The organism is Pedococcus sp. P2_A3 (assembly GCF_056405035.1).
This window is the reverse complement of the sequence record NZ_JBFUCW010000011.1, coordinates 1-20,634: the sequence shown is the minus strand read 5'-3', so window position 1 is coordinate 20,634 and position 20,634 is coordinate 1. Positions and strand designations below refer to the sequence as shown.

Annotated in this window: 19 protein-coding genes; 15 read left to right on the top strand and 4 right to left on the bottom strand. The window is 71.9% G+C overall.

The features are described 5' to 3' along the window. The first annotated feature begins 19 nt into the window (after positions 1-19). Genes AC1DX8_RS10515 through AC1DX8_RS10505 form a run of 3 tightly spaced genes read left to right on the top strand, consistent with a single transcriptional unit; the run spans position 20 to position 2,566 of the window. Positions 20-553 carry a DUF2231 domain-containing protein gene (locus AC1DX8_RS10515; RefSeq protein ID WP_477629873.1) on the top strand — a complete coding sequence of 178 codons (534 nt, stop codon included), beginning with the start codon at positions 20-22 and terminating at the stop codon, positions 551-553. 22 nt (positions 554-575) lie between these two features. Then, positions 576-1,286, top strand: coding sequence for a response regulator transcription factor (locus AC1DX8_RS10510; protein WP_477629872.1), 711 nt, complete (start codon positions 576-578; stop codon positions 1,284-1,286). Next, the gene (locus AC1DX8_RS10505; protein ID WP_477629871.1) at positions 1,283-2,566 is read left to right on the top strand and encodes a sensor histidine kinase; all 1,284 of its coding nucleotides are present in this window, start codon (positions 1,283-1,285) and stop codon (positions 2,564-2,566) included. The genes AC1DX8_RS10510 and AC1DX8_RS10505 overlap by 4 nt, the downstream gene beginning before the upstream one ends. A gap of 19 nt (positions 2,567-2,585) precedes the next feature. On the opposite strand, the gene AC1DX8_RS10500 is transcribed toward AC1DX8_RS10505, so the two are convergent. Beyond that, positions 2,586-3,350 carry a class I SAM-dependent methyltransferase gene (locus AC1DX8_RS10500; RefSeq protein ID WP_477629870.1) on the bottom strand — a complete coding sequence of 255 codons (765 nt, stop codon included), beginning with the start codon at positions 3,348-3,350 and terminating at the stop codon, positions 2,586-2,588. Between the two features lie 153 nt (positions 3,351-3,503). Here AC1DX8_RS10500 and AC1DX8_RS10495 point away from each other — a divergent pair, with 153 nt between their 5' ends. After that, positions 3,504-4,286, top strand: a complete 783-nt coding sequence (locus AC1DX8_RS10495; protein ID WP_477629869.1) for an electron transfer flavoprotein subunit beta/FixA family protein — start codon at positions 3,504-3,506, stop codon at positions 4,284-4,286. 30 nt (positions 4,287-4,316) lie between these two features. Further along, a complete protein-coding gene (locus AC1DX8_RS10490) occupies positions 4,317-5,276 on the top strand; it encodes an electron transfer flavoprotein subunit alpha/FixB family protein (protein ID WP_477629868.1) in 960 nt (319 codons plus the stop codon). Between the two features lie 166 nt (positions 5,277-5,442). On the opposite strand, the gene AC1DX8_RS10485 is transcribed toward AC1DX8_RS10490, so the two are convergent. Further along, entirely contained in the window at positions 5,443-6,894 is a 1,452-nt protein-coding gene (locus tag AC1DX8_RS10485) for a S8 family peptidase (protein WP_477629867.1), read from the bottom strand. 178 nt (positions 6,895-7,072) lie between these two features. Here AC1DX8_RS10485 and AC1DX8_RS10480 point away from each other — a divergent pair, with 178 nt between their 5' ends. The 5 genes from AC1DX8_RS10480 (at position 7,073) to AC1DX8_RS10460 (ending at position 11,648) form a co-directional block, all read left to right on the top strand. Continuing rightward, on the top strand, positions 7,073-8,260 hold the full coding sequence (locus tag AC1DX8_RS10480) for a cysteine desulfurase family protein (RefSeq protein ID WP_477629866.1): 1,188 nt from the start codon (positions 7,073-7,075) through the stop codon (positions 8,258-8,260). Beyond that, positions 8,260-9,345 (top strand): tRNA 2-thiouridine(34) synthase MnmA, encoded by a 1,086-nt coding sequence (mnmA, locus tag AC1DX8_RS10475; protein WP_477629865.1) that lies wholly within the window; start codon positions 8,260-8,262, stop codon positions 9,343-9,345. Before AC1DX8_RS10480 ends, mnmA begins: the two co-directional genes overlap by 1 nt. 5 nt (positions 9,346-9,350) lie before the next feature. After that, positions 9,351-9,569: a hypothetical protein gene (locus tag AC1DX8_RS10470; protein WP_477629864.1), complete on the top strand. Its 219-nt coding sequence runs from the start codon at positions 9,351-9,353 to the stop codon at positions 9,567-9,569. A gap of 86 nt (positions 9,570-9,655) precedes the next feature. Continuing rightward, positions 9,656-10,642: a uroporphyrinogen decarboxylase/cobalamine-independent methonine synthase family protein gene (locus tag AC1DX8_RS10465; protein WP_477629863.1), complete on the top strand. Its 987-nt coding sequence runs from the start codon at positions 9,656-9,658 to the stop codon at positions 10,640-10,642. Positions 10,643-10,649: 7 nt separating this feature from the next. Next, positions 10,650-11,648, top strand: a complete 999-nt coding sequence (locus tag AC1DX8_RS10460) for a DMT family transporter (protein ID WP_477629862.1) — start codon at positions 10,650-10,652, stop codon at positions 11,646-11,648. 30 nt (positions 11,649-11,678) lie between these two features. On the opposite strand, the gene AC1DX8_RS10455 is transcribed toward AC1DX8_RS10460, so the two are convergent. Then, entirely contained in the window at positions 11,679-13,181 is a 1,503-nt protein-coding gene (locus AC1DX8_RS10455) for a long-chain-fatty-acid--CoA ligase (RefSeq protein ID WP_477629861.1), read from the bottom strand. 79 nt (positions 13,182-13,260) lie between these two features. Between AC1DX8_RS10455 and ligA the strand changes: the two genes are divergently transcribed. The 3 genes from ligA to AC1DX8_RS10440 all read left to right on the top strand — a co-directional run bounded on the left by ligA (position 13,261) and on the right by AC1DX8_RS10440 (position 17,641). Then, complete coding sequence (ligA, locus tag AC1DX8_RS10450; RefSeq protein WP_477629860.1) at positions 13,261-15,519, top strand: NAD-dependent DNA ligase LigA; 2,259 nt, start codon at positions 13,261-13,263, stop codon at positions 15,517-15,519. Beyond that, on the top strand, positions 15,516-15,971 hold the full coding sequence (locus AC1DX8_RS10445) for a mycothiol transferase (protein WP_477629859.1): 456 nt from the start codon (positions 15,516-15,518) through the stop codon (positions 15,969-15,971). Before ligA ends, AC1DX8_RS10445 begins: the two co-directional genes overlap by 4 nt. A 278-nt stretch (positions 15,972-16,249) precedes the next feature. After that, complete coding sequence (locus tag AC1DX8_RS10440) at positions 16,250-17,641, top strand: tannase/feruloyl esterase family alpha/beta hydrolase (protein ID WP_477629858.1); 1,392 nt, start codon at positions 16,250-16,252, stop codon at positions 17,639-17,641. Between the two features lie 23 nt (positions 17,642-17,664). Here the strand turns inward: AC1DX8_RS10440 and AC1DX8_RS10435 are convergent, their stop codons facing one another. After that, positions 17,665-18,402, bottom strand: a complete 738-nt coding sequence (locus AC1DX8_RS10435) for a FadR/GntR family transcriptional regulator (protein WP_477629857.1) — start codon at positions 18,400-18,402, stop codon at positions 17,665-17,667. A 149-nt stretch (positions 18,403-18,551) separates the two neighbouring features. On the opposite strand from AC1DX8_RS10435, the gene AC1DX8_RS10430 reads away from it, so the two are divergent. Together AC1DX8_RS10430 and AC1DX8_RS10425 are read left to right on the top strand one after the other, a co-directional pair. Next, a complete protein-coding gene (locus tag AC1DX8_RS10430) occupies positions 18,552-19,217 on the top strand; it encodes a gluconokinase (RefSeq protein ID WP_477629856.1) in 666 nt (221 codons plus the stop codon). Then, entirely contained in the window at positions 19,214-20,620 is a 1,407-nt protein-coding gene (locus tag AC1DX8_RS10425) for a GntP family permease (protein ID WP_477629855.1), read from the top strand. The genes AC1DX8_RS10430 and AC1DX8_RS10425 overlap by 4 nt, the downstream gene beginning before the upstream one ends. Positions 20,621-20,634: the final 14 nt, after the last annotated feature.

The following is a 20,634-nucleotide window of genomic DNA, read 5'->3' as shown; positions in this document are numbered from 1 at the left end:
CCCCATGACAGGAGCTCACGTGCTCGACACCATCCTCGGACTCCCCGCCCACCCCCTCATCGTGCACGCCGTGGTGGTGCTCGTGCCCCTCGCGGCCGTCATGGTCGGGGCGTCGGCCCTCTCGACCCGGTTCCGGCACTGGTCGAGGTACGCGACCCCGCTCGTCTCGCTCGCCGGCCTGGTCATGGTGCCGCTGGCGAGCCAGTCGGGCGAAGGGCTGGAGCGCAGCGTCCCGCGCACGGCACTGGTCCAGCAGCACGCGGAGCTCGGTGACTCCCTGCTCCCGCTGATGATCGGGATCACGGCTGTCGCGGTCGCCCAGTGGTGGCTGGACCGCCGAGCGCTCGCGACGGCAGAGGTCCCCGAGGACGACGCGCCCCGCACTCCCTCCCGGCAGCGCACGATCGGTCTCGCCCTCACCGTGGTGGCACTGCTGGTGTCGGCCGGCACCCTGGTGCAGGTGGGTCGGATCGGGCACAGTGGCGCCAAGGCCGCCTGGAACAACGTGAAGGTCAGCGGCGGTGGCGACGAGGCGGCCCACTCCCGGCCCTGACCGGCGCTGACATGCTGGGTGCATGGTGGAACGGCGTCAGGTGAGCGCGGAGGACGACGCTGCCGGCTCCGGCGGCGAGTCGCTGCTCCTCGTCGAGGACGACCGGGAGCTTGCCGCGCTGCTGGTGCGGCTGTTCACCGAGCAGGGCTACCTCGTGGCCGCGGTGCGCGACGTCCAGGGGGGCTTGCACCGGGCCCTGACGAACACGTTCGCCGTGCTGGTCGTGGACCGCCGACTGCCGGACGGCGACGGGGCGCAGCTCGTGACGCGGTTGCGGCAGCGCGGGGTGTCGACACCCGTGCTGATGTTGACCGCGCACGGCGGGGTGCGCGACCGGGTCAGCGGGCTCGACGCCGGTGCCGACGACTACCTCGTGAAACCGTTCGACTCGACCGAGCTGCTGGCGCGGGTGCGCGCGCTGCTCCGGCGCCACGTGGAGTCTGCTGTGGTCCTCCCCCTGGGCGAAGGGTCCCTCGACACCGCCACGTCCGAGGCCGTCTTCGGCGACGGGCACCGCGTGGCGCTGTCGGCAGCGGAGGCTGCCCTGCTCGCCCAGCTGGCCCGGCGACCCACCCGCGTCTTCCCCCGTGACGAGCTGAGGGCGGCGCTGTCGCCCGGCACCGTGAGCGACTCGCTGATCGACACGTACGTCTACACGGTGCGGCGCAAGCTCGGTCGGGGCTCGATCAGGACGGTCCGGGGAGTCGGCTACCGGGCCGGTGAGCTGGGGTGACTGAGCGAGGTACGGATCCGTTCCGTCGGGCGCGACGGGTCATCGCGGCGCAGGCGCTCGTCGGGGTCGTGGCCGGCGTCCTGGTGGCCGGTCTCGTGACCGTCCTGATCGTCCTCGTCGGGCAGTCGCGACAGATCAACAGCCAGCTGGAGGCACTCGCGTCAGCACCGCGGACGACTGCCGTGCCGGCCGGGACGTTCGTCGTGACCGTCACCGGCGACGGACACCGGACGGCTTCGCCCGCGGCGCCTGCGAACCTGCCGCGCGAGGACCAGGAGCGCTCTGCGCGGGAGTCCCGCGGCGCCCGCATCGAGGAGACGCAGGTGGGCGACGACGAGTACCGGACGCTGACCCGGGTGGTCGACGGCGCCGTCGTGCAGGCGGGTGTGGCCCTGGAGCCGTACGAGTCGGAACGACACCGCCTGATCGTGGCACTGGCCCTGGCGGGCTTGGGGGCAGCGGCCGTCGCGGCCCTGCTGGGCGCTCGGCTGGGCAGCAGGGCCGTCGCCGTGTGGGATGACGCGATCGCGCGGCAGCGGACGTTCATCGCAGACGCCAGCCACGAGCTGAGGACTCCCTTGGCCCGGCTGGCCGTGCGCGCCGACATCCTCCAGCGTGCGGTGAGCGCAGGGGCGTCGCGCGAGGTCCTGTCCGCTGACCTCATCCTCCTGCGCGAGGAGTCGGCCGGGCTGGCCGACATCGTCGACGACCTCCTCCAGTCCGCGGACCTCGAGGGCACCTCGGACGCCGGTGAGCTCGTCGACCTCGTCGACGTCGTGGACCACGTGCTGCGACACAACGCCGTCCTCGCCGCCGAACGGGCGGTCCAGCTGGACGGTGACGTGGCTGACGTGCCACCGGTCAGGGGCGCTCCCACCGCCCTGCGCCGGGCCGTCGACGCCCTCGTCGACAACGCCCTGCACCACGCGCGCCACCGCGTCGTCGTGTCGTTGCGCGGCGAGGAGGGCGCGGCCGTGGTGGCGGTGGACGACGACGGACCCGGGCTCAGCGCCGAGGACGCGGACCGCGTCTTCACCCGCTTCGCCCGGGGCGCCGGTTCGCAGCGGGGGTTCGGCATCGGGTTGGCGCTCGTGCGGGACGTCGTCGAGCGCCATGGCGGCGAGGTGCAGGCCGTCCCGCTGGACTCGGGGACCCGGTTCCGGATCCGCCTTCCGGTCGAGTCGATCGACCCGGGAGAGCCGATCGGGCCGGGCGAGCCGGTCGGGCCGGGCGAGCCGGTCGGGCCGGGCGTCGACGCCGCGACCCGGAGCCAGGGCTGAGCGGCAGCAGCCCGGCCGGTCAGGCGGGGAGCCGCACCACCGCGAAGAGGTCGAGGCTCGCGTCACCCGGCTCGCCGAGGACGAAGTCGCGCGCCGTCACCGACGCGACGGTCGTGCGCAGGTCGGCGTCCCACCGCCCGGGGTCCACCTCCTGCTGGGCGGCGACGATCGAGCCGCGCGTCTCTTCCCACTTCGTCAGGCGTTCGCCGTGGCCGAGCCCGACGACCGCGACCTCGGCGTCCGGCAGCCAGCGGCCGAGCTCCCGGGCCAGCTCAGACGCGTCGTACTCGCGGCAGTGGTAGAGGTTCGATGGCTTCTCCCGACGGCCCAGGCCGGGCGAGAAGGTGAGGCGGTTCGGGGTGGAGACGACCAGCGTCCCTCCCGGACTCGTCACCCGGGCGAGCTCTCGGACGTAGTCGCCCGGCGTCCAGATGTGTTCGAGCACCTGGAGCGAGACCGTCACGTCGACGACCGCCTCGGCCAGCGGGAGCGCCGTCAGCGCGGCCCTGATGTATGCCGCCCGCTCACCCCCGTGGGTCCGCGCGGCGTGCGCGGTGGTGACCGCGTCGTAGTCCACCCCGACCGTGCGCACGCCCGGCCACGCGCTGGCGAGCAGGCCCGCGGCATACCCCTCGCCACATCCGGCGTCGAGGACGACGCGGGGGGTGGACGGCACCCAGCCGGGGACGGCGGCATACCCGGCCTCGTGGCGCCGGAACCAGTAGTTCTCGGACGACACGCCCGGCACGGTGCGCTCGCCGGTGATGGTCAGGGGTGTGGGCACCGTCACCTCCTCAGTGTCGCCAGGGTGTTGCCGTGCGGGGCTGGTGGTGAGCGTCACGCGGTGCTGGCGTGTGGATTCAGGGCACGGGCTGTAAGGATGGCACCTGACCAGATACTGATCCAGAAGTCATTCCGAGAAGGGGACGATCAGCACATGAACATCGTCGTCTGCGTGAAGTACGTGCCGGACGCACAGTCCGACCGCACGTTCAACGAGTCCGACAACACCACCGACCGGGTGGGCGTCGACGGCCTGCTGTCCGAGCTCGACGAGTACGCCGTCGAGGAGGCCCTGAAGCTGGTGGAAGCCGGTGAGGGCGAGGTGACCGTGGTCACCGTCGGCCCCGACCAGGCCGCCGACGCGCTGAAGAAGGCGCTGCAGATGGGCGCCGACAGGGCGGTCCACGTCAAGGACGACGCGATCCACGGCTCGGACGCCGTGGCCACCTCGCTGGTCCTGGCCGAGGCCGTGAAGAAGATCGGCAGCCCCGACCTCGTGATCACGGGCATGGCGTCCACCGACGGCACCATGAGCGTGGTCCCGGCCATGCTGGCCGAGCGGCTCGGGCTGCCGCAGGTGACGTTCGCCTCCGAGCTGTCCGTCGAGGGCTCGACCGTGACGATCCGCCGTGACGGCGATGCCGCGTCCGAGACCATCGTGGCGACCTTGCCCGCGCTGGTGTCGGTCACCGACCAGATCAACGAGCCGCGCTACCCCTCGTTCAAGGGGATCATGGCCGCCAAGAAGAAGCCGGTCGACGAGTGGTCGCTGGCCGACCTCGGCGTCGACGCGTCGCAGGTGGGCCTGGCGGCCGCTTGGACCAAGGTCGAGTCGTTCACCAAGCGCCCGCCGCGCGAGCAGGGCCAGATCGTCACCGACGACGGTGACGGCGGCACCAAGCTCGCCGAGTTCCTGACCGCGCAGAAGTTCGTCTGAGCCGGCCAGAACAGAAGAGAGGAACCACCCATGGCTGAAGTACTCGTCCTGGTCGACCACGCGAACGGCACCGTTCGCAAGACCACCTCAGAACTGCTCACCATCGCCCGCCGCCTCGGTGAGCCCAGTGCCGTCTTCGTCGGCGACGGGTTCGACGCGGCGAAGGAGACGCTGGCCAAGTTCGGCGCCCAGAAGGTCTACCGCGTCGAGAGCGCCGACGTCACCGACTACCTGGTGGCGCCGCAGGCCGAGCTGCTCGCGCAGCTGGTCGAGAAGACCAGCGCCGCCGCGGTGCTCATCCCGAGCAACAGCGCCGGCAAGGAGATCGCGGCCCGCCTGGCGATCAAGACCGAATCCGGCCTGATCACCGACGCCGTCGACGTGCAGGCCGGCGACGCCGGTGGCGTCACCACGACCCAGTCCGTCTTCGCCGGGTCCTACAGCGTCAAGGCCACCGTCACCAAGGGCACGCCGATCATCACGGTCAAGCCCAACTCGGCTGCCCCCGAGGAGGCCGCCGGTGCGGCCGCCGACGAGGTGTTCGAGCCGACCATCTCCGAGGGCGCCAAGGGCGCCAAGGTGACCGAGTCCAAGCCCAAGGAGGCCACCGGCCGCCCGGAGCTGACCGAGGCCGCGATCGTGGTCTCCGGTGGTCGTGGCACCGGCGGCGACTTCTCGCCGGTGGAGAACTTCGCGGACTCCCTCGGCGCCGCGGTGGGTGCCTCGCGCGCCGCCGTCGACGCCGGCTGGTACCCGCACACCTCGCAGGTCGGCCAGACCGGCAAGCAGGTCTCGCCGCAGCTCTACGTCGCGTGCGGCATCTCCGGTGCCATCCAGCACCGCGCGGGCATGCAGACGTCCAAGACGATCATCGCGATCAACAAGGACGAGGAAGCCCCGATCTTCGAGCTGGTCGACTTCGGTGTCGTGGGTGACCTCTTCACGGTCCTCCCGCAGGCCACCGAGGCAGTCAACGCCTCGAAGGGCTGACGCCCGCCCGTCGGCCACCCGGCACACCGACGAACGCCCAGGACCACGCGCGGTCCTGGGCGTTCGCGCTGCCGGCCTGCGGGGTTGGGTCGCGTGGCGGCGGCGGTGTCGACGTCCCCGGAGGCCCCCTCACGGGTCCGGGGACGTCGCGCTGTGCGCTGGGCTGTCAGCGCACGGCGTTGGCGGCGGCGACGACGTCGACGAGGCCGTGGCCCTTGTCGAAGCTCGTCGTGCCGTTGGTGCCGGCCTCGTACGGGGCACCGTCCGTGTACTTGTAGGCCGTCGACTCCAGAGCCGCCTCGATCTGGGCCGGGGTGGCAGCGGGGTTGGCCTGGAACAGCTGCGCCACGATGCCCGAGATGTGCGGGGTGGCCATCGAGGTGCCGCTGATCGTGTTGTAGTCACCGCCGTCCTGGGGGTCGAGCCCCGAGGAGCAGATCGGCAGGTAGATGCGGCACGAGCTGGTGATGTCCTCGCCCGGTGCCGAGATGTCCGGGTAGGTCGACTGGTCGCCGGCCTTGCCGCGGCTGGAGAAGTCCGAGACGGTGCCGTCACGCGTGCCGGTGTTCTGGTCGAAGAACGACGCGACCGACAGGATGCCGGGCGTCGGGTCCTTGCCGGGCGGGTTGGACAGGTCCTGCGAGCCGTCGCCCCCGTCGTTGCCGTTGGCCCAGACGCTCACGACGCCCTCCTTGACCAGCGCGCGCTGGATCTTGACCGTGGCGGAGTTCGGGTCGAACGCGCCACCGCCACTGGGTCCGTAGGAGTTCGAGGTCACCTTGATCGGCGGGCAGGTGCTGGCCGGGACGCCCGCACCGCACGGCGCGGCGTGGTTCTCGAGCACCCAGTTGAGGGCCGCGTCGGCGCCGATGATGAACAGCACGGCACCGGTGCTGATGCTGACGAGGCTCGCCCCCGGGGCGGCGCCGTGCATCCTGGTGCCGTCGGACAGCGTCACGTCGCGACCGGCCACGATGCCGTTGACGTGCATGCCGTGCCCACCCACCGAGAGCAGGTCGGTGTCGAGCGACCCCGCGTCGACGGGGGCGCAGGTGCTCTCGGTCAGCGGCTCGCAGACCATCTTGAGGTTCTTGACGACGGCGCTGGTGCCGTCCGCGTTCTGCAGGAACGGGTGGGTCGGGTCGACACCCGAGTCGATCACGGCGACGGAGACGCCCTTGCCGTCGAGGGCCGTGCCGTTCGCGCCGGTGAGGGTGTTGCGCGCCTCGTCACCGCGCGTCGCCTTGTTGGAGGTCGACAGCAGCAGCTCGATCGGCTGGTTGCCCTCGACGTAGGTCACGCCGGGCTGGGAACGCACCGCCTGCACCTGGGCGGGCAGGCCGGTCGCGACGACCACGCCGACCTTGTCGAACGACGTCACCTTGCGCAGGCCGACGGCCTGGACGGCCTTGGTGGCCGCGGCGAGGTCGGTGCCGTGGACGAGGACGGTGGTCGGGGTGGCGGACTCGAGCACGCCCAGCTGGGAGGCCAGCCAGGGTTGGACCGGTGCGAGGGGCTGGCCGGAGGACTGCAGGCCTGCGGACGCGGGTGTGGCGAGGGCCATGGCGGCCAGCGCCGCTGTGGCGACCGTCGCGACGACGGCCCGGGTTCTCTTCACGGTGTGCAATGGGTTTCCCTTCGTGACTGACCAGCTACGGCGATGGTCGGTATGCCGTGAGCAACGAAGGCCCGGCGGTGCGGTTACGTGCCGGTGGGTAAAGGGTTGGTCAGAGGTGCGGGCAGGCGCCGTGGACGCGAAGCGGCCCTCCCGACGATTGACGCGTAAACTTTCGCCAGTGACCGCCTACCTCGACCATGCCGCCACCACGCCGATGCTCCCCTCGGCCATCGCGGCCATGGCCGACCAGCTCGTCACCACCGGCAACGCGTCCTCCCTGCACACCTCCGGCCGGATGGCGCGCCGCATGGTGGAGGAGTCCCGCGAGCGGCTGGCGAAGGCGCTCGGGGCCCGCCCGTCGGAGGTCGTCTTCACGTCCGGCGGCACCGAGTCCGACAACCTGGCCGTGGCCGGGACGTTCGAGGCGCGCCGCGAGTCCGACCCGGCCCGCATCCGCATCGTCTGCAGCTCCATCGAGCACCACGCCGTCCTCGACTGCGTCGAGCACCTCGTCACGCACGAGGGCGCCAAGGTCACGTGGGTCGACCCCGACCCCGCCGGGTTCATCACGACCGGCGCCGTGCGGGCGGCGATCGAGGAGGACCCCGACTCCGTCGCGCTCGTCACGGTGATGTGGGCGAACAACGAGGTGGGCACCGTGCAGCCGGTGGCCGACCTCGCCGCGCTGGCCCACGAGTACGGCGTCCCGTTCCACACCGACGCCGTCCAGGCCGCCGGCCACCTCCCGGTCGACTTCACCGCCTCCGGCGCCGACCTCATGACGGTCACCGGCCACAAGGTCGGCGGGCCCCTCGGGGTGGGCGCGCTCCTGGTCCGCCGCGACGCGGTCGTCGTGCCCCAGAGCTTCGGCGGTGGCCAGGAGCGACAGATCCGCAGCGGCACCCTCGACGTGCCGGCCATCCGGGCGTTCGCCGTCGCCATGGAAGAGTCGGTGCAGGCCGTGCCCACCGAGGCGGCCCGCTTGGTCGCCCTGCGCGACCGGCTGGTCCGCCAGGCGATGGACCTCGGCTACGACATCACGGTGACCGGCGCGTGGGAGGCCGGCGACGGCATACACCGCCTGCCGGGGAACGCCCACCTGCTCGTGCCCGGGTGCGAAGGCGACTCGTTGCTCTACCTCCTCGACGCTGCCGGGGTCGAGTGCTCGACGGGTTCGGCCTGCCAGGCCGGGGTGCCCCAGCCGTCGCACGTGTTGCTCGCCATGGGCATCCCCGAGGAGTCGGCCAAGGGTGCGTTGCGACTGACGCTGGGCCACACCTCGACGGACGCCGACGTCGACGCGGTGCTCGCGGCCCTGCCCGCCGCCATCGACCGGGCGCGCCGGGCCAGCGGGTGGGCCGGCTGATGCGCGTCGTCGCCGCGATGTCTGGTGGCGTCGACTCCGCCGTGGCCGCGGGGCGCATGCTCGACGCCGGGCACGAGGTCGTCGGGGTGCACCTCGCCCTGTCGCAGAGTGCTGCGACCCTGCGCGAGTCAGCGCGCGGCTGCTGCACCATCGAGGACGCCGGCGACGCCCGACGCGTGGCCGACATGCTCGGGATCCCCTTCTACGTGTGGGACATGGCCGCGCGGTTCAAGCGCGACGTCATGGAGGACTTCGTCGCCGAGTACTCCGCGGGGCGCACCCCCAACCCGTGCCTGCGCTGCAACGAGAAGATCAAGTTCTCGGCGCTGCTCGACAAGGCCGTGGCGCTCGGGTTCGACGCAGTCGCCACGGGCCACTACGCGCAGGTCGTCGAGCGACCCGACGGAGCCCGGGAGCTCCACCGCGCGGTCGACATGGCGAAGGACCAGTCCTACGTGTTGGGAGTCCTCGACGCCGACCAGCTGGAGCGCGCGTTCTTCCCTCTCGGCGACACCACGAAGCCGGAGATCCGGGCCGAGGCCAAGGCGCGCGGCTTCTACGTGGCGAGCAAGCCTGACTCCCACGACATCTGCTTCATCGCCGACGGCGACACCCGCGGGTGGCTCACGTCGAGGCTGGGGGAGCAGCCCGGCGAGATCGTCGACGCCGAGTCCGGTGAGGTCGTCGGGTCGCACCAGGGCGCGTACGCCTACACGGTGGGGCAGCGCCGCGGTCTGGGCCTCGACCGGTCCGCCCTCGACGGCGACCCGCGTTACGTCGTGCAGGTCGACGCCGCAGCCAACCGAGTGCTGATCGGCACGTCAGACCTGTTGGGGGTCAACGCGATTCGTGGTGACCACGCCCGTTGGTGCGGTCCGCCGCCCGACGGGGTCCTCGAGGTGGGCGCCCAGGTGCGGGCCCACGGCGAAGAGGTGCCGGCCCAGGCCTGGGCCTCCGGTGACGACGTCGAGGTGCGGCTCTCCGGCCGCCTCCGCGGGGTCGCGCCCGGGCAGTCGGTCGTCCTCTACGAAGGGACGCGGGTGGTGGGTTCGGCCACGATCGCCTCGACCTGGCTGGAGCGTTAGGCCGTATGCCGCGCGGCGAGATCAGTGCCGGCTCACCGCTCGCGAGGGTGCGCTCGCTGTGCCTGGCCCTCCCGGGGACCGAGCAGCGGGAGTCGCACCGCGGCTGGGTCGGGGTCTACCGCGACGTCGACGACATCGACTGGCCGCACGTCGAGGCGCTGGTCGAGGACGCCTGGCGCTCCGTCGCCCCGAAGCGCCTGCTCGCGGAGTACGACGCCACCTGACGGGTGGTTGCCCACCGCCCGCAGGTCGGATCCCTCTGCGCCGCCGCGGCGTGAGGGCTGTCGGGGCTGCTGACTAGTCTCGGGGCGTGGCACGCGCAACCGGCATCGGCTCCCTTCCCGGCACCGACATCAGCGAGGCGCTGCGCGGGGTGCGTGAGGTCCTCGGCGACGGGCACCTGCCCTACCTCCCCGAGCTGCCGGCCCGGGGGCCCGGCGCCGACATGGTCGGCCGGGCCGCGGCCCTGCTCGTCGACCTGCACGTCGACCTCCAGCCGGGTGGCTGGCGGTTCGTCGACCGCCCGGGACGTGACTCGTCGCGAGCCGCCTCGCTCTGGCGCCAAGACCTCGACGAGCTGGCCGAGGTGTTCGACGGCTACGTCGGAGACCTCAAGCTCCAGGTCACCGGACCGTGGACGCTGGCGGCCGGCATCGAGCTCAACCGCGGGGAGAAGTCGCTGGCTGACGCCGGCGCCCTGCGCGACCTCGTCGGGTCGCTGGCCGAGGGCGTGCGCGTCCACCTCGCCGAGGTGCAGCGGCTCGTGCCGGGCGCGACCCTCGTCCTCCAGGTCGACGAGCCGTCGTTGCCGGCGGTCCTCGCCGGGCGGCTCCCGACGGCGTCCGGCTACGGGCACCTACGAGCCGTCGACCCCCAGACCGCCATCACCGGCCTGCGCGACGTCCTCGCCGCAGCCCCCGAGGGCACGGCGACGGTCGTGCACTGTTGCGACCCCGGCATACCGCTTCCGCTCCTGCGAGCCACCGGGGTGGGCGCCGTGGCGCTCGACGTCACCGCCCTCACGCCGGCCCGGTGGGAGTCCGTCGCCGCCACCGTCGAGGACGGCGTCGCGCTGTATGCCGGGTGCCTGCCCACCGACGGCACGGGCACCGTCCGCGGTGCGTCCGACCTCGTGGTGCGCGGCTGGACCGACGCAGGCATGTCACCGCGTGACCTCGGTGCCCTGACCGCCACCCCCGCCTGTGGGCTTCCCGGACTCACACCGGAGGGGGCTTGGCGCGTTCAACGCGCAGCGGTCGACGTGGCCGCCGAATGGTCCGAACGAGCCGAGAGCTGACCCACCCATGAGCGCCAGAGTTGCTGCCAACCCATCCGACTCCACCGTCGCGCCCGCCGGCGGGACCGCCGCGACGCGGGTGCCGTGGCAGGCCAAGTACCTCCTCCTCGCGCTGATCTGGGGGTCGAGCTTCCTGCTGATGAAGGTGGGGCTGCGGACCATGGCGCCCCTGCAGATCTCCGGGTTGCGGATCTTCGCCGGCACCGCGACCCTGCTGGCGCTGCTCGCCCTCACGGGTGGCCGACTGCCCAGGGAACGGCGGACCTGGGCGCACCTGGCCGTCTCGGGGGTGTTCCTGACCGCTCTGCCGTTCAGCCTCTTCGCCGCGGGGGAGGTGCGGGTCTCCTCGGCTCTCGCGGGGATCGGCAACGCGACGACGCCACTCGTGGCGGTGTTCTTCGCCTTGGTCTTCCTGCCCAGCGACCGGCTCTCCGCGCGCAAGCTGGCCGCCGTGGTCATCGGCTTCGTCGGGGTGGTGGTCATCATGCAGCCGTGGGAGTCGGCGGGCCGTCCCGACCTGCTCGGCTTCGGCATGACCCTCGTCGCGGGTGCCTCCTACGGGCTGGGCTGGACCTACAACCGCCGGTTCCTCGGCGGCGCCGACCTGGGTGGTCTCTCCATGCCGACCGCCCTGCTGCTCGTGGGCTCGGCACTGATGGTGCCTGTGCTCCTCGTCTGGTGGCTGGTGTCGCGTGACACCTACGCCGCACCGTGGTCCGGCCACCCGGCCCTCGACGGCGGGGGAGCGCTGCTCCCGCTGCTGTGCGTCCTGGCCCTGGGTGTCGTCGGCACCGGCCTGGCCTACATGCTCCAGTTCGACGTCGTCCGAGCGGCCGGCGCCACCGTCAGCACCACGGTCACCTACCTCATCCCGGTGGTCTCGGTGCTGCTCGGCGTCGTCGTCCTCGACGAGCACCTGGCCTGGCCGCAGCTGCTCGGTGCCGCGATCGTGCTGGTGTCGGCCGTCGTCATCGGCCTGCCGGCCAGGCGCCCCAGAGCCGCCTGAGCCCGGGCAGCCCGGGCTCAGGCGGCCCGGTCAGGCGTCCGCCGGCTTGTGGACCTCGCGGCGCAGGATCTTGCCGGTGGGGCCCTTGGGGAGCTCGTCGACCTGCCAGAGGTGGCGCGGGTACTTGTAGGCGGCGATCTTCTCCTTGACGAACGCCTGCACGTCGTCGAGGGTCGTCGTCGCCCCGGGGCGCAGCGCCACCGCGGCGCCGACGTCCTCGCCGAGCAGGTCGTCCGGCACCGCGACCACGGCAGCCTCGAGCACGTCGGGGTGGGTGTAGAGCACCTCCTCGACCTCACGCGGGTACACGTTCATGCCGCCGCGCAGGATCATGTCCTTCTTCCGGTCGACGATGGTGAAGTAGCCCTCCTCGTCCACCGTGGCGAGGTCGCCGGTGCGGAACCACCCGTCGGGGATCGCCTCGGCGGTCGCCTCGGGGTTCTGCCAGTAGCCCTTCATCACGTTGTCGCCGCGGATCGCGATCTCCCCGACGCCCTCGCCGGGCGGGACGTCGTTGCCGTCGAGGTCGATGAGCTTCATCTCGCAGCCGGGGATGGCCACCCCGATGGTGCCGGGCTTGCGCTCCATGGTCGGCAGGTTGAACGACGCGACCGGCGACGTCTCCGACAGCCCGTAGCCCTCGAGGATCATGCAGCCGAACTTCGCCTCGAACGCCTTCATGACCTCCAGCGGCATCGCCGACCCGCCCGAGCAGCACGTGCGCAGCGAGGTCGCGTCGAGGGCGTCGGAGTCGGGGTGGTGGAGGATCGCGGCATACATCGTCGGGACCCCGAGGAAGATGGTGACCTTCTCGTTGCCGATGACCTTGATCGCCTCGGCCGGGTCGAACCGGGGGATCAGGGCCAGCGCCGCGCCCGCGATCACGGCCGCGTTGAGCCCCACGACCAGCCCGAAGACGTGGAACAGCGGCAGGCAGCCCATCACGACGTCGTCGGGGGTGATGGCCTGGATCTCGACGGCGCTGCGGTGGGCGTTGAGGTGGATGTTCCGGTGGGTGAGCTCGGCGCCCTTCGGGCGGCCGGTGGTGCCTGAGGTGTAGAGCACGATCGCGGTGTCCTCGTCGTCGCGCTCGACCGGCACCGCGATCGGGTCGCCCTCCTCGAGCTCACCGTCGACCGGGCCCATCGGCCCGCAGGTGACGATGCGGGTGCCCGAGTTCGTGGCCCCCTCGGTGGCCTCTGCCACGAAGTCCGGCCACACGAACGCGACCTTGGCACCGGAGTTGGTGAAGAAGAAGTCGATCTCACCGGCCTTCAGGAGCGGGTTCATCGGCACGACGATCGCGCCGGCGAGCAGCGAGCCGAAGAACACGACCGGGAACGCCGGCACGTTGGGGAGGATGATCGCCACCCGGTCACCCGGCTCCACGCCCGCCGCCTTGAGCGACCCCGCCACCTTCGCAGCCATGCCATGGATCTGGGCATAGGTGATGTCGTTGCCCATGAACTTGATGGCGGCCTGGTCGGGCCGCTCCTGGGCGGTGGTAACCAGGTTGGTGGCGAGATTGGTCATGACGCAGGCTCCTCGACGGTGGGGGTCCGGTTCCGGCCATCCTCTCCGGTGGGTGCCCGGTTTGGCTACGGGTTCGGGTATGCCGCGTGCCTCGGTGCCGGGGCACGGCAGCCAGGGCGCGCACGGGCAGGACGTCAGGGGTGTGCGGCAGGATGGGCCCGTGACTGAGATCGACTCGACGACAGCCTCCGGGACCGCCACCGACGGGGTCACCAGCTCCGCCGCCGACCCGGCCCCCCACCCCGCCACCGAGGCCGCTCGCCACGAGTGGGCCGACCTGGCCGAGCGGGCGACGGCGGCGCAGTTCGCCTACCACGTCAAGGATGCCCCGACGATCAGTGACGGCGACTACGACCTGCTGATCCGCCGGCTCAACGAGCTGGAGGAGGAGTTCCCCGAGCTGCGCACGCCCGAGAGCCCGACCCAGCAGGTCGGTGGCGCGGTGTTCTCCACCGACTTCACGGCGGTCGACCACCTCGAGCGGATGCTGTCCCTCGACAACTGCTTCTCGCCGGAGGAGCTGGCCGCGTGGGCCGCGCGGGTCGCCCGCGATGCCGGGTCCACGGGCTACCACTACCTGTGCGAGCTGAAGATCGACGGGCTCGCGGTCAACCTCCTCTACGAGAAGGGTCGCCTCGTGCGGGCCCTGACACGCGGCGACGGCCGCACCGGCGAGGACGTCACCAACAACGTCAAGACCATCGAGGGCATCCCACACCAGCTCGCCGGGTCCGACCACCCCGCGCGGGTCGAGATCAGGGGCGAGGTCTACTTCCCGGTCGAGGCGTTCGGCGACCTCAACGCGAGCCTGGTCGAGGCCGGCAAGGCTCCCTACGCGAACCCGCGCAACACGGCCGCGGGGTCGTTGCGGCAGAAGGACCCCCGCGTCACCGCCACCCGTGGGCTGCGGATGCTGGTCCACGGCATCGGCCTGCGGGAGGGGTTCGAGCTGACCAGGCAGTCCGAGGCCTACGACCTGTTCCGCGAGTGGGGGTTGCCGATCTCGACCCACTACCGGGTCCTCGACTCGATCGAGGACGTGCAGAAGTTCATCGACCAGTACGGCGAGGAGCGGCACAGCGTCGAGCACGAGCTCGACGGCATCGTCATCAAGGTCGACGAGATCTCCATCCAGCGCCGGTTGGGCTCCACGTCGAGGGCGCCACGGTGGGCGATCGCGTTCAAGTACCCGCCCGAGGAGGTCAACACCAAGCTCCTCGACATCCAGGTCAACGTGGGGCGCACCGGCCGGGTGACACCGTTCGGGGTGATGGAGCCCGTCGTCGTGGCGGGGTCGACCGTCGAGCGCGCCACGCTCCACAACGCCGACGAGGTGCACCGCAAGGGCGTCCTGATCGGAGACACGGTGGTGCTGCGCAAGGCCGGCGACGTCATCCCCGAGATCCTCGGTCCGGTCGTCGACCTGCGTGACGGCAGCGAGCGACCGTTCGTGATGCCCACGGAGTGTCCGTCGTGCGGCACGCCCCTGGCGCCCGAGAAGGAGGGCGACAAGGACATCCGCTGCCCCAACGCCCGCACCTGCCCGTCGCAGCTGCGAGAGCGGCTCGCCGGCCTCGCCGGTCGCGGGGCGTTCGACATCGAGGCGCTGGGCTGGGAGGGCGCGGGCGCACTGCTCGAGTCCGGGGTCCTGGAAGACGAGAGCGGGCTGTTCGGGCTGGCCGGCGAGGCGGGGCGCGCCCGGCTCGCGACCGTCCCGCTCTTCACCCGGGCAGCCAAGAAGTCCGACCCGGAGGACTCGGTGGTCGACGGGAAGGTGTTGTCCGCCAACGGCATCCGGCTGTCCGAGAACCTCGAGCAGGCCAAGCAGCAACCGCTCTGGCGGGTGCTCGTGGCCCTGTCGATCCGCCACGTCGGGCCCACCGCAGCACGGGCGCTGGCGCAGCACTTCTCGACGATGGACGCCCTGCGCGAGGCAGCGCGGGAGCGTCCCGAGGAGCTGGCCGGGGTCGAGGGCGTCGGTGGCGTGATCGCCGAGGCGGTGGCCGCCTGGTTCGCCGTCGACTGGCACGACCAGATCGTCAGGCAGTGGCAGGCCGACGGCGTGGTGATGGCCGACGAGCGCGACGAGTCGGTCGAGCAGACCCTGGCCGGGCTGACCGTGGTCGTGACGGGCTCGCTCGAGGGATTCTCCCGCGACTCCGCCAAGGAGGCCATCCTCGCGCGCGGCGGCAAGGCCTCCGGGTCGGTGTCGAAGAAGACCGACTACGTCGTCGTGGGGGAGAACGCCGGCACCAAGGAGGACAAGGCGCGCGAGCTGGGTCGGCCGATCCTCGACGAGGCGGGCTTCCGCCGACTGCTGGAGACCGGGCAGCCGTGATCGACAAGGAGACCTACCTGCGGTTCTGCGACGAGGCGCTGGTGGCGATGCGCGACATCGTCGTCGACCTCGGCGACGACCTGGCCAACCAGCGCCCGGAGCTGCCCGGTGCCAACAGCCCGTTCGCGATCCTGACCCACTGCCTCGGGGTCACCGCGCGCTGGGCCTCCACCGTCAACCTGGGCGAGGTCGTGCCCCGCGACCGCGACGCCGAGTTCACCGCGACCGGGGCCGTCGCCGTGCTCGCCGCCGACACCGACGCCGTGCGGGCGTCGTTGCGCGACTGGGTCGCCCGCACCGACCCGTCCGCGCCCCCGGCCCAGCCCACGTCGCCCCGCGAGGACTGGTATGCCGCGACCTGCGGCGGGGTGCTGCTGCACGTCTACGAGGAGCTGGCCCAGCACCGCGGCCAGCTCGAGCTCACCCGAGACGTCCTGCGCTCGGCCGGCTGACAGGGCTGCACGGTGCCACTCGGGAGTCCGGCCCGTGCACCGACCTCGAGGCCATAGAGCTCACGCGCCGCGTCGAGCAAGGCTCCGGGCCCCAGCTGCGTCGCCATGGTCATGCGAGGCTCGCACCGTTCGGGCCCGGTCGTGTCGCCACCTAGCCCCAGGTGGAGATCAAGCCAGAGCCAGCGCCGGGGCGCCGGCGAGCGGTGCACACGCGGCATACCGGGTTTGTGTGGGGCACCCACATTGAGGGGTGCTGGGCTCGGCGGTTGCATGACCGCATGCCACTGACCACGACGTCACGCCGCGCCGCCGCCCTCACCGCCACCCTCGCCCTCGCACTCGGGGGCGCCCTCGCCGCGGCCACCCCGGCCGCCGCCGACAAGCCCGAGGGTGGGCACTGTGCCCGCGAGTCCAAGATCGCCGTGCCAGGCGCCGAGCGGCAGGAGGTCGCCTGCCTCGACGACCTCACCACGGCAGGCACCGTCGCCAGCGGCCACACGAACCCGAACGACTGGGCCGGCCTGAACGCGGCCGGCACGAGGAACCCGACCAGCGTGCCCGGCATCCAGGTCGACGGGTACTTCCCGGACACCTCGACGACGAACGCCAACCACGGCTGGAAGCACGACAGCCAGTTCGTGATCAGGATCCCGGACCGCTGGAACGGCGGGCTCATCATCAGCGGCGCCCCCGGGGTGCGTGGGCAGTACGCCAACGACTTCATCATCGGCGACTGGGTGCTGGCCAAGGGGTACGCGTTCGCGTCCACCGACAAGGGGAACACCGGGGCGTCCTTCTACGACGACGGTTCCGCGCCCGGCGGCTCGATCGCCGAGTGGAACACGCGGGTGACCGAGCTGACCATCGCCACCAAGCGGGTGGTGAAGCAGGTCTACGCGAAGGCCCCGCAGCGCACCTACCTGTTCGGGATCTCCAACGGCGGCTACCTCACGCGGTGGCAGCTGGAGAACCGCCCGGAGCTCTATGACGGCGGGATCGACTGGGAGGGCACCCTGTTCAGGGCCGCGGGACCGAACCTGCTGACCTACCTGCCCACCGCAATGAAGTACTACCCCGCGTATGCCGCGACCGGTGACCAGGCGGCCCACGACGCGATCATCGGGGCCGGGTTCGTGCCGGGGTCGGAGTTCCTGTGGCCGTTCCACGAGGCCGTCTACTGGGACCTCACCCAGCGGATCTACCGCGAGGAGTTCGACTCGACCTTCGACGGCGACCTCAAGGCAGGAGTTCCCTTCTGCGCCAGCGGAACTCCGGCCTGCGACGCCGACTACGACTACGCCTCGCGGCCCTCCGCCGTGAAGCAGGCGGTGGCCGCCGTGCAGCTCACCGGCGCGATCGGCAAGCCCATGCTCACCGTGCAGGGGACGCTCGACACGCTCCTGCCCCCGGCAACCGACGCCGACGTCTACGACCGGCTGGTCGATGCGGCGGGGGCCGGTGCTCTGCACCGCTACTACAGCGTCGCGGACGGCACGCACACCGACGGCCTGTATGCCGCATTCCCCGATCGGCTGCGCCCGCTCCTGCCGTGCGCGAGGACGGCGTTCGACGACCTCACGGCCTGGGTCGAGCGCGGGGTGCAGCCGCCCGTCGACGGCCTGCGACCGCGGCCGTCGACCGGGGACCTCGTGAACACCTGCGAGCTCTGAGGCGGAGCCGGGGGACAGGCCGCTCAGCTCCGGCGGCCCGAGCCCTTCGTCTCGCGCACGGCGGCGCTGGCCTCGTCGATGATGGCGGCCATCGCGGTGCTCGCCGCGCGACCGTCGCCCGACCCGATCGCCTGCGCGACGTCGCCGTGCAGCCGGATGGCTGCGGGGTTGGGGGTGCGGGGCATCAGGTCGTGGTGGGTGCGCCCGGCGAGGACCTCGGCGACGACGGTCGAGAGAGCGGCCAGCATCTCGTTGCCGGAGGCCTCGAGCATGGTGCGGTGGAAGTCCTTGTCGGCCTCGAGGTAGGCGACGAGGTCTCCTGACTTCGCGTGGACGGTCATCTGCATCACCGCTGCGGCCATCGCCCCGCACTGGTCGGGGGTGGCGCGGTCCGCGGCGAGCTCTGCGGCGACCGGCTCGAACCCGCGACGCAGCTCGCCCAGGGAGACGAGCTGGTCCTCGCGGTCGGGCCCGTCGAGGCGCCAGCGGATCACGCGGGGGTCGAACACGTTCCAGTGCGCTGACGGGAGGACGCGCACGCCCAGGCGGCGACGGGTCTCGACCAGACCCATGGAGGAGAGCACCCGCACGGCCTCGCGCACCACCGACCGCGACACCCCGAACCGCTCGTCGAGCTGGTCGATCCGCACCACGGTGTCGACGGGCAGCGTGCCGGACACGATCTCCTGCCCCAGCCGGTCGAGGACGCCGGCGTGCAGGCCCACCTCGTGACCGGCGGGGGAGGTGGGTGACTCGCTCATGGGTCCAGCCTGCCAGAGAGGACGCGAACACGGGTGCAGACGTTTAAATAATATTTATTTGCTCTGAGCCCTTGATAAAGCCGCTCTGATCGGTCACGCTGGTCACCAGGTCCTCGATGACGAGCCCGAGCCGACACAGGAGTCAGCCCATGCCTGAAGACACGCACCACCCCGCTCCACCCCTTGTCGTGATGATGGGGGTGTCCGGGTCAGGCAAGACGACCGTCGGCGCGGCCCTCGCCCAGCGTCTGCGCGTCCCCTTCGCGGACGCCGACGACTTCCACCCCGAGGCCAACATCGCCAAGATGTCGGCCGGCATCCCGCTCGACGACGACGACCGCGGACCCTGGCTCGAGGCCATCGCCGCCTGGCTCGCCGAGCACAGCGTGACCGGTGGTGTCGCCAGCTGCTCCGCCCTGAAGCGCGCGTACCGCGACGTGCTCAGCGCGGCGGCTCCCCAAGCGGTCTACCTCCACCTGCACGGCGACCGCGACGTGCTCGCGGCCCGCGTGGCCGGGCGTCCGGGCCACTTCATGCCGGCTGCCCTGATCGACTCGCAGTTCGCGACGCTCGAGGTGCTCGAGCCGGACGAGCTCGGCGCCACCCTCGACGTGGCCCAGCCGGTCGACACCCTCGTCGACGAGTCCCTCGCGATCCTCACCTCGCCCGCCGGTCTCACCTCGCCCGCGATCCTCACCTCGCCCGCCGGGCTCACCTCGCCCGCGATCCTCACCTCGCCCGCCGCGCTCACCTCGCCCGCCGGTCTCACCTCCCCGCCCACCCGCTACCCCCTCGAAAGGCGTGACCCCGCATGACCACCGACGTCCTCTCCCTGCTCCACCCCCTGCTCACCGCGGCCGACGCGGCTGACGTCCCCGACATCCCGGCCTCCCGGCTGGTCCCGGCGGCCCTGCTCGGCATCGCCGTGATCGTCGTGCTCATCACCCGCTTCAAGCTGCACCCGTTCCTCGGCCTCACCCTCGGGTCGCTGACCGTGGGGGCCGTGGCCGGCGTGGCGATGTCCGACACCATCGACAGCTTCACCAAGGGCTTCGGCTCCACCGCGGCCGGGGTCGGCACCCTGATCGCGCTCGGCGCCATGTTCGGCAAGCTGCTCGCCGACTCCGGTGGGGCCGACGAGATCGTCGACACCATCGTCGGACGCTCCTCGCCGCGCACGCTGCCGTGGGCGATGGCCGGCGTGGGTGCCCTGATCGGCCTGCCGATGTTCTTCGAGATCGGCCTCGTCCTGCTGATGCCGGTGATCTTCCTGGTCGCGCGCCGGTCGCAGCTGTCCATCGTCAAGGTGGGCATCCCCGCCCTCGCCGGTCTGTCCGCCATGCACGGCCTCGTGCCGCCGCACCCCGGACCGCTGGTGGCCATCGACGCGCTCAAGGCCAACCTCGGCATCACCCTCGCCTTCGGGGTGCTCGTCGCCCTGCCGACGATTGCCATCGCCGGCCCGCTCTTCGCCCGGTTCGCCGGACGCTGGGTCGACGTCCCCGCCCCCGAGTTCTTCGGCACCGGCGAGGACCAGGAGGCCAGGCTCGAGCGCCCGACCTTCGCGGTCACGCTGTTCGCGGTCCTCACCCCGGTCGTCCTCATGATGGGCAAGGCGCTCGCCGACATCTTCGCCGACAAGGGCAACGCCGTCCGCACCGTGCTCGACTTCCTCGGCACGCCGATCATCGCCCTGCTCATCGCCGTCATCGTGGGCATGTTCACCCTCGGCCGCGGCGCCGGCATGGGCACCAAGGAGCTGGCCTCCTCGCTCGAGCGCTCGCTGCCGCCCATCGCCGGCATCCTCCTCATCGTCGCCGCGGGTGGCGGGTTCAAGCAGACCCTGGTCGACACCGGCATCGGTGCGCTGGTCGCCGACTGGGTGCAGGGCAGCGGCGTCAGCGTGCTGCTGCTCGCCTGGGTGGTGGCGGTCCTGATCCGCCTCGCCACCGGCTCGGCCACCGTCGCCACGGTCACCGCGTCCGGCATCCTCGCCCCGCTCGCGGCCGGCCTGAGCACCCCCGAGGTGTCGCTGCTGGTCCTGGCGATCGGAGCCGGCTCGGTGTTCTTCTCCCACGTCAACGACGCCGGCTTCTGGCTGGTCAAGGAGTACTTCGGCCTCTCGGTCGGCCAGACCATCAAGTCGTGGTCGCTGATGGAGACCCTGCTCTCCGTGTCGGGGCTGGTCTTCGTCCTGGTCCTCGGCCTGGTCGTCTGAGCCCGCGAGTCGTG

Coding starts and splice junctions, on each gene's coding strand:
- AC1DX8_RS10510 (WP_477629872.1), top strand. CDS start 576: ATGGTGGAACGGCGTCAGGTGAGCGCGGAGGACGACGCTGCCGGCTCC.
- AC1DX8_RS10495 (WP_477629869.1), top strand. CDS start 3,504: ATGAACATCGTCGTCTGCGTGAAGTACGTGCCGGACGCACAGTCCGAC.
- AC1DX8_RS10490 (WP_477629868.1), top strand. CDS start 4,317: ATGGCTGAAGTACTCGTCCTGGTCGACCACGCGAACGGCACCGTTCGC.
- mnmA (WP_477629865.1), top strand. CDS start 8,260: ATGCGCGTCGTCGCCGCGATGTCTGGTGGCGTCGACTCCGCCGTGGCC.
- AC1DX8_RS10470 (WP_477629864.1), top strand. CDS start 9,351: ATGCCGCGCGGCGAGATCAGTGCCGGCTCACCGCTCGCGAGGGTGCGC.
- AC1DX8_RS10460 (WP_477629862.1), top strand. CDS start 10,650: ATGAGCGCCAGAGTTGCTGCCAACCCATCCGACTCCACCGTCGCGCCC.
- AC1DX8_RS10455 (WP_477629861.1), bottom strand. CDS start 13,181: ATGACCAATCTCGCCACCAACCTGGTTACCACCGCCCAGGAGCGGCCC.
- ligA (WP_477629860.1), top strand. CDS start 13,261: ATGCCGCGTGCCTCGGTGCCGGGGCACGGCAGCCAGGGCGCGCACGGG.
- AC1DX8_RS10440 (WP_477629858.1), top strand. CDS start 16,250: ATGCCACTGACCACGACGTCACGCCGCGCCGCCGCCCTCACCGCCACC.
- AC1DX8_RS10435 (WP_477629857.1), bottom strand. CDS start 18,402: ATGAGCGAGTCACCCACCTCCCCCGCCGGTCACGAGGTGGGCCTGCAC.
- AC1DX8_RS10430 (WP_477629856.1), top strand. CDS start 18,552: ATGCCTGAAGACACGCACCACCCCGCTCCACCCCTTGTCGTGATGATG.
- AC1DX8_RS10425 (WP_477629855.1), top strand. CDS start 19,214: ATGACCACCGACGTCCTCTCCCTGCTCCACCCCCTGCTCACCGCGGCC.